The sequence below is a fragment of the Lysobacterales bacterium genome (genome assembly GCA_016703225.1).
Taxonomy (GTDB): Bacteria; Pseudomonadota; Gammaproteobacteria; order Xanthomonadales; family Ahniellaceae; genus JADKHK01.
The window spans coordinates 564,645-577,910 of the sequence record JADJCM010000003.1 but is presented as its reverse complement, the minus strand read 5'-3'; the positions used below and the strand labels follow the sequence as shown (position 1 = coordinate 577,910).

The 13,266-nt window shown below is 65.3% G+C and carries 15 protein-coding genes and 1 tRNA gene; 1 reads left to right on the top strand and 15 read right to left on the bottom strand.

All coding sequences use genetic code 11. The annotated features are described in order from the left end of the window. From nuoK to IPG63_15800, 14 genes are all read right to left on the bottom strand, one after another. Window positions 1-306, bottom strand: a complete 306-nt coding sequence (gene nuoK, locus IPG63_15865; protein ID MBK6728674.1) for an NADH-quinone oxidoreductase subunit NuoK — start codon at window positions 304-306, stop codon at window positions 1-3. Next, window positions 303-917, bottom strand: a complete 615-nt coding sequence (locus tag IPG63_15860; protein MBK6728673.1) for an NADH-quinone oxidoreductase subunit J — start codon at window positions 915-917, stop codon at window positions 303-305. The genes nuoK and IPG63_15860 overlap by 4 nt, the downstream gene beginning before the upstream one ends. Before the next feature lie 9 nt (window positions 918-926). Further along, a complete protein-coding gene (gene nuoI, locus IPG63_15855) occupies window positions 927-1,415 on the bottom strand; it encodes an NADH-quinone oxidoreductase subunit NuoI (GenBank protein MBK6728672.1) in 489 nt (162 codons plus the stop codon). An 8-nt stretch (window positions 1,416-1,423) separates the two neighbouring features. Then, on the bottom strand, window positions 1,424-2,470 hold the full coding sequence (nuoH, locus tag IPG63_15850) for an NADH-quinone oxidoreductase subunit NuoH (protein ID MBK6728671.1): 1,047 nt from the start codon (window positions 2,468-2,470) through the stop codon (window positions 1,424-1,426). Between the two features lies 1 nt (window position 2,471). Then, window positions 2,472-4,829, bottom strand: a complete 2,358-nt coding sequence (locus IPG63_15845; GenBank protein ID MBK6728670.1) for an NADH-quinone oxidoreductase subunit G — start codon at window positions 4,827-4,829, stop codon at window positions 2,472-2,474. Continuing rightward, window positions 4,826-6,139 (bottom strand): NADH-quinone oxidoreductase subunit NuoF, encoded by a 1,314-nt coding sequence (gene nuoF / locus IPG63_15840; GenBank protein ID MBK6728669.1) that lies wholly within the window; start codon window positions 6,137-6,139, stop codon window positions 4,826-4,828. The genes IPG63_15845 and nuoF overlap by 4 nt, the downstream gene beginning before the upstream one ends. Before the next feature lie 7 nt (window positions 6,140-6,146). After that, a complete protein-coding gene (gene nuoE, locus IPG63_15835) occupies window positions 6,147-6,674 on the bottom strand; it encodes an NADH-quinone oxidoreductase subunit NuoE (protein MBK6728668.1) in 528 nt (175 codons plus the stop codon). Between the two features lie 19 nt (window positions 6,675-6,693). Further along, a complete protein-coding gene (locus IPG63_15830; protein ID MBK6728667.1) occupies window positions 6,694-7,947 on the bottom strand; it encodes an NADH-quinone oxidoreductase subunit D in 1,254 nt (417 codons plus the stop codon). A 2-nt stretch (window positions 7,948-7,949) separates the two neighbouring features. Continuing rightward, a complete protein-coding gene (locus IPG63_15825) occupies window positions 7,950-8,678 on the bottom strand; it encodes an NADH-quinone oxidoreductase subunit C (protein ID MBK6728666.1) in 729 nt (242 codons plus the stop codon). Window positions 8,679-8,687: 9 nt separating this feature from the next. Beyond that, a complete protein-coding gene (locus IPG63_15820; protein MBK6728665.1) occupies window positions 8,688-9,236 on the bottom strand; it encodes an NADH-quinone oxidoreductase subunit B in 549 nt (182 codons plus the stop codon). After that, the gene (gene ndhC, locus IPG63_15815) at window positions 9,227-9,586 is read right to left on the bottom strand and encodes an NADH-quinone oxidoreductase subunit A (protein ID MBK6728664.1); all 360 of its coding nucleotides are present in this window, start codon (window positions 9,584-9,586) and stop codon (window positions 9,227-9,229) included. Before ndhC ends, IPG63_15820 begins: the two co-directional genes overlap by 10 nt. A 75-nt stretch (window positions 9,587-9,661) precedes the next feature. Continuing rightward, window positions 9,662-9,746, bottom strand: a tRNA-Leu gene (locus tag IPG63_15810). 28 nt (window positions 9,747-9,774) lie between these two features. Further along, a complete protein-coding gene (gene secG / locus IPG63_15805; protein MBK6728663.1) occupies window positions 9,775-10,254 on the bottom strand; it encodes a preprotein translocase subunit SecG in 480 nt (159 codons plus the stop codon). Window positions 10,255-10,273: 19 nt separating this feature from the next. Then, window positions 10,274-11,020 carry a triose-phosphate isomerase gene (locus tag IPG63_15800; GenBank protein ID MBK6728662.1) on the bottom strand — a complete coding sequence of 249 codons (747 nt, stop codon included), beginning with the start codon at window positions 11,018-11,020 and terminating at the stop codon, window positions 10,274-10,276. A gap of 67 nt (window positions 11,021-11,087) precedes the next feature. Here IPG63_15800 and IPG63_15795 point away from each other — a divergent pair, with 67 nt between their 5' ends. Beyond that, the gene (locus IPG63_15795) at window positions 11,088-11,906 is read left to right on the top strand and encodes an SDR family oxidoreductase (GenBank protein MBK6728661.1); all 819 of its coding nucleotides are present in this window, start codon (window positions 11,088-11,090) and stop codon (window positions 11,904-11,906) included. Between the two features lie 13 nt (window positions 11,907-11,919). Here IPG63_15795 and glmM read toward each other — a convergent pair whose 3' ends face one another. After that, entirely contained in the window at window positions 11,920-13,260 is a 1,341-nt protein-coding gene (gene glmM / locus IPG63_15790; GenBank protein ID MBK6728660.1) for a phosphoglucosamine mutase, read from the bottom strand. Window positions 13,261-13,266 lie beyond the last annotated feature (6 nt).

Below are 13,266 nucleotides of genomic sequence, written 5' to 3'. Positions count from 1 at the left end.
TCAACCCTTCATCGTGTCGAGTTCTTCGACATTGATCGTGGCGCGGTTGCGGAACAGCAGCACCAGGATCGCGAGACCGATCGCCGACTCCGCCGCTGCCACGGTGAGAATGAAAAACACGAAGATCTGGCCGCCGGCGTCGCCGAGGAAAGCCGAAAACGCGACGAAGTTCATGTTCACCGCGAGCAGCATCAGCTCCAGCGCCATCAGCAGGATGATGACGTTCTTGCGATTGATGAAGATGCCGGCGACGCTGACACAGAACAGGATGGCGCCGAGCACGAGGTAGTGGCCGAGCGTGATCATGCCTGCTTGCTCCCGTTGCCGCGCGCCAGGTCGACCAGATGCAGGCGGTCGGCCTTGCGCGTCGCTGCCTGCGCCGTCGGGTCCTGGGTGCGCACGTTCGGGCGCCGCCGCAGGGTGAGTGCGACCGCAGCGACGATCGCCACGGTCAGGATCACCGCAGCGATTTCGAACGGCAAGATGTAATCGGAAAACAGCGTGCGGCCCAGCCATTCGGTGTTCGAAAGGCCCTGCTCGGCAGCGGCATCGCGCACCGGCCCGCCGGCCATCAACTTGCGCGCACCCATCAGGCCGACCAGCTCCGCGAGCATGACCGCCGCGACCACCAGACCGGCCGGCAGATAGCCGGTGAAGCCTTCGCGACCGGGCAGCGTCTTGATGTCGAGCATCATCACCACGAACAGGAACAGCACCATCACCGCGCCGACATAGACCAGCACCAGGGCGATGGCTAGGAACTCGGCGCGCAGCAGCAACCACAGGCAGGCGCAGGTGAAGAAAGTGAGTACCAGCGCCAGCGCGCAGTGCACCGGATTGCGCAGGGTCACCACCGCGAGGCTGGCCGCGACCAGGACCGACGCGAAGAAGTAGAACAGCAGGGCTTCGAAGGACATGCGGGCTCCTCAGCGATACGCCGCGTCTTGCTGACGCGCGGCCGCGATCTCGGTCTCGAAGCGGTCACCGAGCGCAAGCAGCTTCTGCTTGCTCAGGATGTTCTCGCCGCGATGCTCGAAATGGTATTCGTGGACATGGGTCTCGACGATCGAGTCGACCGGGCAGCTCTCCTCGCAGAAGCCGCAGAAGATGCACTTGAACAGATCGATCTCGTAGCGCGTGGTACGGCGCGAGCCATCGGCTCGCTGCTCGGAATCGATGGTGATGGCGAGCGCCGGGCACACCGCTTCGCACAACTTGCAGGCGATGCAGCGCTCCTCGCCGTTCGGGTAGCGACGCAAGGCGTGCAGGCCGCGGAAGCGGTTCGACTTGGGGATCGACTCTTCCGGGTAGCGCACCGTGTACTTGGGCGCGAACAAATACCTGCCGGTGAGCGCCATGCCCTTCAGCAGCTCGATCAGCAGCAGACTCTTGAAATAGCGGACCACGGCGTTCATGCGTTTCCTCAGGCGTTCGGCACGAGCACGCCGGTGTAGACGAGCACACCGGTGACCATGACCCAGGCGATCGTGATCGGGATGAAGACCTTCCAGCCAAGACGCATGATCTGGTCATAGCGATAGCGCGGGAAGGTGGCGCGGAACCACAGGAATGAGAACGCGATGATGGCGACCTTGAGCGCCAGCCAGTGCGGTCCACCCGTGCCGATCCAGCCCCAGTCCTTAGGGAACGGCGACAGCCAGCCGCCCATGAAGAACAGCGGCACCAGGAACGACACCAGAATCATGTTGGTGTATTCGGCGAGGAAGAAGATCGCGAATGCCGAACCCGAATACTCGACGTGGAAGCCGGCAACGATTTCCGACTCGCCCTCGGCGACGTCGAACGGCGCGCGGTTGGTTTCGGCCACGCCCGAGATCAGATAGATCACGAACAGCGGGAACAGCGGCCACATGAACCACTCGCCGATGCCGAGATTGCCGGCCTGCGCCTGCACGATCTCGGACAGGTTCAGCGTGCCCGAGGCGATCAGCACGCCGACCAGGGCGAAGCCCATCGCGATCTCGTAGGAGATCACCTGCGCCGCCGCGCGCATCGCGCCGAGGAAGGCGTACTTCGAGTTCGAGGCCCAGCCAGCGAGGATGATGCCGTACACGCCCATCGAGGTCATTGCCAGCAGGTACATCAGTCCGGCGTTGACATCGGCATGCACCATGCCCTCGCCCGCCGGCACCACTGCCCAGGCTGCGAACGCCGGGATCAACGCCAGCATCGGCGCAAGGCGGAACAGGAACAGGTTCGACTTCGACGGGATGATCAGTTCCTTGAACAGCAACTTGAAGGTATCGGCGAACGGCTGCAGGATGCCCATGCCGATGTAGACCGGACCGCGGCGCACCTGCATCCAGCCGATCACCCAGCGTTCGGCGAGCGTGTAGAACGCGACCGCGATGATCAGCGGCAGGATCGGCAGCAGCAGGATCTTGAGGGTCAGCCACAGCGTCGGGAACTGCGCTGTGTAGCTGTTGAACAGGGACAGCATCTGGTCCATGTCAGGCCCTCGTCACGGTCAGGCGGGCACCGTTCGGTGCCAGTGCGGCGGTTTCCGAATGGCCGAGTTCGATCCAGACGCCGCCAACCGGCACGCGCGCATCGGCCACGGCCGGCAATTCGATACTGTTCACGCCATCCGACACCTTCGCCCGGCCACCGTCACTCAAGCCGGCAGCGAGGAAGTCGGCCGGGTTCAATGCGGCCTGCGCCGGGTTCGCCAGCGGCGTCGCCTGCAATGCCGGCGAGCGGCGCAGCACGGCATCGGACTTGTAGATCGGCACCGTCGCGATGCGGGTGAGGCCCTTGCCTGGTGCGACGAGCTTGCCCGCTTCCGAGCGCGTCGCCACCGCGCTGGACAGCATGCCGGCGATGCGTTCGCGCAGCTCGGAGAGTTCGGTGAAATCGAAACCCGGAAGACCAAGTGCCGCACCCAGCGCGCGCAACACACGCCAGCCAGGACGCGCTTCACCGGGCAACTTCGCGCCCGCAGCAACGACCTGCACGCGGCCATCGACGTTGACGTAACTGCCGTCGATTTCCGGCGCCAGTCCGATCGGCAGCACGGCGTGCGCGGTGCGACGCACGCCGGTACAGGCATAGCCACCCAGATAGACGTGGAACTCCGCGCCGCTTCGCGCTGCGTCGTAGGACTTCGAGCGCAAGGTATCCTGGGATCCGGCGTGGTGGACGATCAGCGCCTTGCGCGGCTGCGCCAGGATCTGCGCTGCAGCTGCCCCACCCTCACCCGGCAGCACGCCGACACGAGCCAGACCAACGCCGTTGGCACCCGAGGCGATTTCGTTGAACGCGGAGTTCGTGGCCTTGGCGATGAAGCGCGCCAATGCGCGCAAACTTGATGCCGCCGGGTGCTGCACGGCGAAGTCGCCGAAGATGAGCACCGAGCACCCGCTTTCGTGCAAGCGCCGGGCGATCTCGCGATGCGCGTCTGCAACCCTGGCATCGACGACCAGTGCCGAGATTGCGGCATCCGCGCCGACGCCGGCCAGTTCGGCAGCGGCCTTGGCCACCGCCGCGGTCTCGTCGAGCATCTGCCACGGCTCGACGATGCGCGCCGAGCGCGTGTCGAAGTGGAAATCGAAGTCCAGGGGATTGATCGCATCGATGGCAGCGCCGTGCTTCCATGCCTTGCGCACGCGGTGCCCGAGCAGCGGCTGGTCCAGGCGCGGATTCGAGCCGAGCAACAGGATCGCACCGGCCTTCTCGATCTCCGCAAGCGGCAGTTCGAAAGTGGCGCCGCCACTGCGATCGTCGGCATCGACCACGCGCAGGCGATGATCGATGTTGCGACTGCCAAGCCCGCGCAGGACTTCGGCCAGCAGGTAGCCTTCTTCGCTCGAAGCCATCGGCGCCAACAGCGCAGCGATCTGGTCGCCACCGTGCGCCGACTGCACGCGACTGAGGCCCGCAGCGACGAAGCGCAAGGCCTCGTCCCACGATACCGGCTTCAGCTCGCCGTCCGCACCGCGGATCATCGGCTGCGTTGCGCGATCATCGGCGTACAGCCCCTGGTGGCTGTAGCGGTCGCGATCGGACAGCCAGTTCTCGTTGATCGACTCGTTCGCGCGCGGCACCACGCGCAGCACTTCGCCGCGTCGGGTGTGCAGGAACAGGTTGGATCCAAGCGCGTCGTGGTATCCGATCGACTCGCGCGCGATCAGTTCCCACGCGCGCGCCCTGAAGCGGAACGGCTTGTTGGTCAGCGCGCCGACTGGGCAGACATCGATGATGTTGCCGCCGAGTTCGGACTCGATCGACTTGCCGATATAGGTGCCGATCTCGGTGGCCTCGCCGCGGCCGATGCCGCCAAGTTCCGAGGTGCCGGCGATCTCGCCCATGAAGCGGACGCAGCGCGTGCACAGGATGCAGCGGGTCATGTCGGTTGCGATCAGCGGCCCGATGTCCTCATCTGCGACCACGCGCTTGCGCTCGACGAAGCGGGAGACCGAGCGCCCGTAGCCCATCGCGACGTCTTGCAACTCGCATTCGCCGCCCTGGTCGCAGACCGGGCAGTCGAGCGGATGGTTGATCAGCAAGAACTCCATGACATTGCGCTGCGAGTTCAGCGCACGCTCGGAGCGGGTGCGGATCTTCATGCCTTCCATCACCGGGGTAGCGCAGGCCGGCACCGGCTTCGGCGACTTCTCGACGTCGACCAGGCACATGCGGCAATTCGCCGCGATCGGCAGCTTCTCGTGGTAGCAGAAGCGCGGCACCGAAATGCGCGCCTGGTCGGTGGCGTGGATGATCATCGAGCCCTTGGGCACCTGCATCGCCTTGCCATCGACCTCGACGTTCACCAGGTCGGGCGCGCTGCTGTTGGTGGGCTGCGCGCTCATGCCGCGACTCCGTTCTGCGCGTCGACCAACGAGCGCTTGTGGATGATGAAGTGTTCGAACTCGTGCCAGTAGTGGCGCAGGAAGCCCTGCACCGGCCACGCTGCGGCCTCACCGAAGGCGCAGATGGTGTGGCCCTCGATCTGTCCGGCGGCCTGCTTCAACATGTGCAGGTCATCCATCGTCGCCTCGCCGGCGACGATGCGTGTCAGCATGCGATACATCCAGCCGGTGCCTTCGCGACAGGGCGTGCACTGGCCGCAGGATTCGGCGTAGTAGAAACGCGAGATGCGCTGGCAGGCACGGACCATGCAAGTGCTGTCGTCCATCACGATGACCGCTCCCGAGCCGAGGCCAGACCCGGCCTTCTGGATCGAGTCGTAATCCATGGTGCAAGCCATCATCGTCTCCGCCGGCAACACCGGCATCGACGAGCCACCCGGAATCACCGCCTTGAGCTTGCGACCCGCTCGCACGCCGCCGGCCATCTCCAGCAGATCCTTGAACGGCGTGCCGAGGCGAATCTCGAAGTTGCCGGGCTTGGCCACATGGCCTGATACCGAAAACACCTTGGGCCCACCGTTGTTCGGCTTGCCAAGAGCGAGGAACCACTCCGGCCCATTGCGAATGATCGCCGGCACCGAAGCGTAGGTCTCGGTGTTGTTGATCGTGGTTGGCTTGCCATAGAGGCCGTAGTTGGCCGGAAACGGCGGTTTGAAGCGCGGCTGGCCCTTCTTGCCTTCGAGCGATTCCATCAACGCGGTTTCTTCACCGCAGATGTAGGCCCCGGCGCCGAGCGCCGCATGCAGGTCGACGTCGACGCCGCTGCCGAGCACGTTCTTGCCGAGCCAGCCGTGCTGGTAGGCGGCTTTGAGCGCTTCCTCGAAATGCTCGAACGGCTCATGGTGGAACTCGCCGCGCAGGTAGTTGTAGCCGACCGTCGAATTGGTCGCATAGCAGGCGATCGCCATGCCTTCGATCACCGCGTGCGGGTTGTAGCGCAGGATGTCCCGATCTTTGCAGGTGCCGGGTTCGGATTCGTCCGAATTGCACAGGATGTACTTCTGCCCGGCCGCATTGCGCGGCATGAAGCTCCACTTCAAGCCGGTCGGGAAGCCGGCGCCGCCGCGACCGCGCAGCGAACTTTGCTTGACCATCTCGATCACCTGCTCGCGCGGGATCTGCTCGGCGAGGATCTTGCGCCAAGCCTGGTAGCCACCGGCCTTCAGGTAGCTGTCGTAGCTCCACGGCGTGTCGAAATGCAGCGTGGTGAAGACGACGTTGTGTTCTTGCGGGGCGGGTCCGACGGCCATGGCGCTCTCACTTCAGTCCGTCGAGAATCTCGTCCACCGCAAGCGGCGTGAGTTTCTCGTGGTAATGCCCGTTGACGACCATCATCGGTGCGCAGGCGCAGGCGGCGAGGCATTCTTCTTCGCGTTTGAGATAGACGCGGCCGTCGGCGGTGGACTCGCCGAGCCGGATGCCGAGCTTGTTCTCGCAGTGGCGCACGATGTCCTCGGCGCCATTCAGCCAGCACGAAATGTTGGTGCACACGGCGACGTTGTTGCGTCCGACCGGCTTGGTCTCGTACATCGAGTAGAAGCTCGCGACCTCGTACGCCCACACTGCCGGCAGGTCCAGGTAACTCGCGACCGCTGCGATCAGCGCATCGGTGAGATGGCCGTGGTTCTGTTCCTGCGCCGCCCACAGCGCCTGCAGCAGCGCGGAACGCTTGCGCTCGGGCGGGAACTTCGCGCGCCAGTGCTCGATGTGCTCGATCGTGTGCGCGCTCAGCACGGACGTCGGATCGATGTTCCTGACCTGGTCGAAATTGCCGGTGGCTTTCATCTGGATTCCTGCATTCCGCTCAGCGATCGATCTCGCCGAAGACGACGTCAAAGGTGCCGATCAATGCGACCACGTCGGGCAACATGTGTCCGCGCACGATCTCATCCATCGCCGAAAGGTGGGCAAAGCCGGGTGCGCGCAGCTTCAGGCGGAACGGCTTGTTGGCGCCGTCGGCGATGATGTACGCAGCGAACTCTCCCTTGGGCGCCTCGACCGCGGCATAGACCTCGCCGCTCGGCACCGAGTAGCCCTCGGTGAACAGCTTGAAGTGATGGATCAGGGCTTCCATGTCCTGCTTCATCTCTTCGCGCTTCGGCGGCGCGACCTTGTAGTTCTGCAGCATCACCGGACCCGGGTTGCTGCGCAGCCAGGCGACGCACTGCTTCATGATCCGGTTCGACTGGCGCATCTCCTCGACGCGTACCAGGTAGCGGTCGTAGCAGTCGCCGTTCTTGCCGATCGGGATCTGGAAATCGAACTTGTCGTAGGCGGCATAGGGCTGCTTGCGGCGCAGGTCCCACTCGACGCCGGAACCACGCAGCATCGGGCCGCTCATGCCCCAGGCAAGCGCCTGTTCCGGCGAGACCACGCCGATGCCGACGGTGCGCTGCTTCCAGATGCGGTTGTCGGTGAGCAGGGTCTCGTATTCGTCGACTCGCTTCGGAAAATCGTCGGTGAAGGCGTCGAGGAAGTCGAGCATCGAGCCTTCGCGCCAACCATTGACGCGCTTCAGGTCGCGGCCCTTGGTCCACGGCGACTCGCGGTACTTCGGCATCTGCGCAGGCAGGTCACGATAGACGCCGCCGGGACGGTAGTAGGTCGCGTGCATGCGCGCACCGGACACCGCCTCGTAGCAGTCCATCAGCTCCTCGCGCTCTCGGAACGCGTACAGAAACAGGGTCATCGCGCCCAGATCGAGCGCGTTCGAGCCGAGCCACATCAGATGGTTGAGGATGCGCGTGATCTCGTCGAACAGCGTGCGGATGACCTGCGCCCGCTCCGGCGCCGCGATGCCGAGCAGCTGTTCGATGGCACGCACGTAGGCGTGCTCATTGCACATCATCGATACGTAGTCGAGACGATCCATGTAGCCGATCGACTGGTTGTAAGGCTTGGACTCCGCCAGCTTCTCGGTACCGCGATGCAGCAGGCCGACGTGCGGGTCGGCGCGCATCACCACTTCGCCGTCCAGTTCCAGGACCAGGCGCAGAACGCCGTGCGCGGCCGGATGCTGCGGGCCGAAGTTGATCGTGTAGTTGCGGATCTCTTGCATGCTCATTTCCCCGCCGCGGACTTCGCGGACTCGGTGCGCGCCTGCTCGTAGCGGGCGTCATCGCGCACCACGCGCGGCACACCGACGCGCGGTTCGATCGACACCGGCTCGTAGACGACGCGCTGCTTCTCGGCGTCGTAGCGCACTTCGACATTGCCGATCAGCGGGAAGTCCTTGCGGAAGGGATGCCCGACGAAACCGTAGTCGGTGAGAATGCGGCGCAGGTCCGGATGGCCCTCGAACAGGATGCCGAACAGGTCGAACGCCTCGCGCTCGAACCAGTTCAATCCACGCCAGACGCCGATCAGCGACGGCACCACTGGCAGATGCTCATCGGCAGCGAAACAGCGGATGCGCAAGCGGCGGTTGTGCGCAAGCGACAACAGGTTCACCACCACCGCATAGCGATTGTTCTTGTGCGCCGACTCGGGGCGCTCCGACCACTTGAATCGTCCCGGTCCGAAGCCTTCCACGCCACGCGAGAAGCCCTCGCCGGAGACATCGCTGGTATCCCATTCGGCATCGCCAAAACCGAGATAATCGACTCCGCACAGGTCCAGCGCCTGCTCGAAGCGGAACCCGGGTTCGTCGCGCAGCGCGCGTGCAACATCCAGCCAGTGCTCGGGCTTGATCTCCAAGGTCGGCACATCGACCGCGTCGATCAAGCACAGGATCTGGGCGGCAAAGCGCTCGCGCAGGCGGTCGGAGAAGCTGGTCGCGGCTTCGTTCATGGATCCACCTCAGCGCGCGATGATGGTGTTGGTTTTGCGGATCTTCTTCTGCAACTGCAGAATGCCCCAGATCAGCGCTTCGGCCGTCGGCGGGCAGCCGGGGATGTAGATGTCGACCGGGACCACCCGGTCGCAGCCGCGCACCACCGAATACGAGTAGTGGTAGTAGCCGCCGCCGTTGGCACACGAGCCCATCGAGATCACCCACTTTGGTTCCGGCATCTGGTCGTAGACGCGGCGCAACGCCGGCGCCATCTTGTTGACCAGGGTGCCGGCGACGATCATCACGTCGGACTGGCGCGGCGACGGGCGAAACACCACGCCGTAGCGATCGGTGTCGAGGCGCGAGGCACCGGCCTGCATCATCTCGACCGCGCAGCAGGCGAGCCCGAAGGTCATCGGCCACATCGAACCGGTACGCGCCCAATTCACCAAGGCATCCATCGACGCCACCGCGAAGCCGCGCTCGATCAGCGGGTTCGATGCGTCCGGGCGCAGGATGTCGTCCACTTCCCCGATCGGCTCGGGATTGTGGAAGAACGAGGTTTTCACTCCCATTCGAGGGCTCCTTTCTTCCAGACGTAGACGAAGCCCAGCACCAGCAGGAGCAGGAACATGCCCATCTCGATGAGTCCGATCAGACCGATGTCGCGAAACACCACGGCCCACGGAAAAATGAACGCGATTTCAAGATCGAAGACGATGAACAGGATCGCCATCAGGTAGTAGCGCACATCGAACTTCATGCGCGCGTCCTCGAAGGCGACGAATCCGCACTCGTACGGTGCGTGCTTGTCCGCGCCCGGACGTTTCGGGCCGATGATGGTGCCGATCGCGAGCAATGCCGCTGCGATGACCGCCGCCAATCCGAGAAACAGCAGCACCGGCAGGTATTCGGACAGTTCCATGGGTCGTCCCGCTCTTGTTTGCTTCGTTCTTCGCGCTTCTGAAAAAAAAGCCGCGATGCGGCTTCTTGTTCGGTCTGGTGCCCAAGGGGGGACTCGAACCCCCACGACTATCGTCGCTACCACCTCAAGGTAGTGCGTCTACCAATTCCGCCACCTGGGCATTCGTTCATTGTAGCCGGTCGGAGACCTCAGTTAGAAGACTCCACCGGCTTGGTTTCGCCTTCCACTTCCGCTTTTGGCACTTCCACATCGGCGCTCGCTGCGGGCACGCTGGCATCGGCTGCGGCGGTGGGCACATCGCTTGCCGCGGCCGGTGCCACCGGCACTTCGGGGGAACCCGTGACGGGCGCCTTGGCATCGCCGGCGGGTGCTTCGGTCTGGCCCATCACGCCCAAATCGGCCGCACCCGGCACGGCCTTGGAATTGCGGCTGATGTAGACGCCCATGCCGATGCTCAGTGCGAAGAACAGCACCGCCAGCCACTTCGTCGAAATGCTGAGGAAGTTGGCTGATCCGCGCGAGCCGAATACCGTGGCCGAGGCGCCGCTGCCGAAACCGGAACCCGCCTGCGCGCCTTGGCCGCGCTGCAGCAGGATCAGGCCGATCATCGCCAGCGCGACGACGACATACAGCGCCAGCAGGATCTTGAGACCGAGTTCAAAGCTCATTTCGATTTCCAGGAAGGGTTCAGTGGGCCGCGGCGCGGATGATCGCGACGAAATCGTCGGCGACCAGCGACGCTCCGCCGATCAGTCCGCCGTCGATGTCCGTTTGCCCGAACAGTGTCGCCGCGTTGCCGGGCTTGACACTGCCGCCATACAGAATGCGCAGCGAGCCGGCGATGCTAGCAGAACTCGCGGCGACGATGCCACGCAACAGCGCGTGCACGGCCTGGGCCTGCTCCGGCGTGGCGGTACGGCCGGTGCCGATCGCCCACACCGGTTCGTAGGCGAGCACGGCGTTCGCGAACGCATCGGCTCCCGCGGCTGCGAGTACCGCGCGCAACTGCGCACCCACCACCCCATCGGTTTCGCCGGCGTCGCGTTGCGCCAGCGATTCGCCGACACAAAGTACCGGCGTCAGCCCAGCCGCCTGCACTGCGAGAAACTTCGCCGCAACCAAGGCATCGCTCTCGGCATGGTACTGGCGTCGCTCGGAGTGCCCGAGGATCACGTAGCGGCAGCCGCATTCCTTGAGCATCGTCGCCGAAACTTCTCCGGTGAACGCGCCCGCGGCATGCGCGCTCGCGTCCTGGGCGCCGACGGCGATGGTGGTCGCCACTGCGAGTGCCGGCGGCAGGTAGGGATAGGGCGGCATCACTGCGACCTCTACACCGGGAAACGGACCGGCGGCCTCAATCGTGCTCAGCAGATCGCGCACCATCGCGAACGACCCGTGCATCTTCCAGTTGCCGGCGATCAGGGGGCGACGCATGGCCGAGGCTCCGTTGCAGGGGCGCGCAGGATAGTCTTGCGCCCTCCCCCGGCAATTGATCTCGCTCATGTCCAGTGCATTCGAATGGCGCGGCCGCCGCGCCCTGGTAACCGGCGCTTCCGCCGGCATCGGCCAGGCCTTCGCCGAAATACTTGCCGCGCGCGGCTGTGCGCTGGTGTTGACCGCGCGGCGTCTGGACCGGCTCGCTGCCTTGGCGACGAACCTGCGCGATCGCCATGGCGTCGATGTCGTCTGCATCGCCGCGGATCTGGCCGAGGCCGACGCCGTCGCCGCCATCTGCAGCGAATTGCAGGCACGGGCGCTGGCGATTGATGTGCTGGTGAACAACGCCGGCTTCGGCGTGCCCGGTGGCTACCATCGCAGTGACTGGCCGACGCAGTCGCGCTTCCTCAAGGTGATGGTCGAGGCACCGGCGGAACTGGTGCATCGCCTGCTGCCCGGCATGCGCGAGCGTCGCTGCGGCGCAATCCTCAACGTCGCATCGCTCGCCGGGCTGGTGCCGGGATCGGCCGGCAGCACGCTGTATGGCGGCGCCAAGGCGCTGCTGGTGCGCTTCTCGCAATCGCTGGCACTGGAAAACCGCGACTGCGGCATTCGCGTGCAGGCGCTGTGCCCGGGATTCACCCACTCCGAGTTCCATGACGTGACCGGCGCTCGCGCCCTGGTCAGCCGGCTGTCTCCGCGTTACTGGATGAGCGCGCAAGCCGTGGTCGAAGAGTCACTGGCCGCGCTCGATCGCGACCAGGTGCTGTGCGTGCCCGGACGCATGAACCGGTGGCTCAAATTCGTCGCCAAGCATCTGCCTGACCAGATGGCGCTGCGCCTGGTCGGACGCCGCTCCCGGCAGTTTCGCGAGTTCGACTAGGAACCTGCCCAGATCAGCCTGCGGCCGCCAGCACCGTCGCCGCCAGCGATTGCGCGATGCGTTCGACCAGCGCCACATCGTCGGCCTCGACGGTAACGCGGATCACCGGCTCCGTCCCGGATGCGCGCAACACCAGCCGCCCGCGACCGGCCAGCGATTCCTCTGCGCGTGCGCGTGCATCGACGACCAAAGCATGTTCCAGCGGCCGCGCCCCGGCGCCGTAGCGCACGTTCACCGTCTGCTGCGGAAAACGCGGCATCGCACGTCGCCAGTCGCCGGCGCGGCGTCCGCTTGCGGCCAGTGACTCCAGCACCAGCAGGGCCGCAATCATGGCGTCGCCGGTGCCGGCGCGATCAAGGCAGAGCACATGGCCCGAGGCTTCGCCGCCGAGCACGCCGCCGGTCTCGTGCAGGCGCTGATGCACATGACGGTCGCCGACGTTGGCGCGCGCGAATCCGATCTCGTGCGTGGCCAGCTTCAGTTCCAGCGCCATGTTCGTCATCAGCGTGCCAACCACCGGCCCACGCAGCCGCCCGCTGCGCTGCCACTCCACGGCGAGGATGTGCAGCAGGTCGTCGCCATCGAGGATTTCGCCGTCACCATCGACCAGCAACACGCGGTCGCCATCGCCATCGAAGGCGATGCCGAGATCAGCGCGCTGCGCCCGCACCTCGGCCTGCAGCGCCGCCGGCTCGGTCGAACCAACGCCGCGATTGATGTTGAGCCCGTCCGGACTGATGCCGATTGCGGTGACTGCAGCGCCGAGTTTCGAGAACAGCCGTGGTGCCAGCTTGTAGGTTGCGCCGTGGGCACAATCGAGCACCAGGCGCAGGCCATCGAGCCGGAACCGCGGCGGCACCGAGGCGGCAACGAACCCGAGATAGCGCTCGTCGGCATCGTTCATGCGTACGGCACGCCCGAGTCGTTCCGGCGCCACTGTCTGCATCTCCATCGCGAGCGCCGCCTCGATCGCATGTTCGACGTCGTCGCCGAGTTTCTCGCCGCGCCCGGAAAAAAACTTGAAGCCGTTGTCGTGATGCGGATTGTGCGAGGCACTGATGACCACGCCGGCACAAGCGCCAATGGTCTGGGTGAGATGCGCCACGCCGGGCGTCGGCATCGGCCCGAGCAGGCGGACATCGGCGCCGGCGGAAATCAGCCCCGCTTCCAGCGCCGATTCCAGCATGTAGCCGGACCGGCGCGTGTCTTTGCCGATCACGACCACGCCACCCTCGGATTTCGCCAGCACGCGCCCGGCGGCATGACCGAGCCGCAACGCGAACTCCGCGGTGATCGGGGTCACGCCAACCTGACCGCGAATGCCGTCGGTACCGAACCAGTGCTTGCCGCTCATGCGTCC

Bases quoted from the DNA above. Each gene is read 5' to 3' on its own strand.
- nuoI (MBK6728672.1), bottom strand. From the start codon at position 1,415: ATGAACGCCGTGGTCCGCTATTTCAAGAGTCTGCTGCTGATCGAGCTG.
- ndhC (MBK6728664.1), bottom strand. From the start codon at position 9,586: ATGGAACTGTCCGAATACCTGCCGGTGCTGCTGTTTCTCGGATTGGCG.
- nuoF (MBK6728669.1), bottom strand. From the start codon at position 6,139: ATGGCCGTCGGACCCGCCCCGCAAGAACACAACGTCGTCTTCACCACG.
- glmM (MBK6728660.1), bottom strand. From the start codon at position 13,260: ATGAGCGGCAAGCACTGGTTCGGTACCGACGGCATTCGCGGTCAGGTT.
- nuoH (MBK6728671.1), bottom strand. From the start codon at position 2,470: ATGGACCAGATGCTGTCCCTGTTCAACAGCTACACAGCGCAGTTCCCG.
- IPG63_15825 (MBK6728666.1), bottom strand. From the start codon at position 8,678: ATGAACGAAGCCGCGACCAGCTTCTCCGACCGCCTGCGCGAGCGCTTT.
- IPG63_15830 (MBK6728667.1), bottom strand. From the start codon at position 7,947: ATGCAAGAGATCCGCAACTACACGATCAACTTCGGCCCGCAGCATCCG.
- IPG63_15845 (MBK6728670.1), bottom strand. From the start codon at position 4,829: ATGAGCGCGCAGCCCACCAACAGCAGCGCGCCCGACCTGGTGAACGTC.
- IPG63_15860 (MBK6728673.1), bottom strand. From the start codon at position 917: ATGTCCTTCGAAGCCCTGCTGTTCTACTTCTTCGCGTCGGTCCTGGTC.
- IPG63_15795 (MBK6728661.1), top strand. From the start codon at position 11,088: ATGTCCAGTGCATTCGAATGGCGCGGCCGCCGCGCCCTGGTAACCGGC.
- IPG63_15820 (MBK6728665.1), bottom strand. From the start codon at position 9,236: ATGGGAGTGAAAACCTCGTTCTTCCACAATCCCGAGCCGATCGGGGAA.
- IPG63_15800 (MBK6728662.1), bottom strand. From the start codon at position 11,020: ATGCGTCGCCCCCTGATCGCCGGCAACTGGAAGATGCACGGGTCGTTC.
- secG (MBK6728663.1), bottom strand. From the start codon at position 10,254: ATGAGCTTTGAACTCGGTCTCAAGATCCTGCTGGCGCTGTATGTCGTC.
- nuoK (MBK6728674.1), bottom strand. From the start codon at position 306: ATGATCACGCTCGGCCACTACCTCGTGCTCGGCGCCATCCTGTTCTGT.
- nuoE (MBK6728668.1), bottom strand. From the start codon at position 6,674: ATGAAAGCCACCGGCAATTTCGACCAGGTCAGGAACATCGATCCGACG.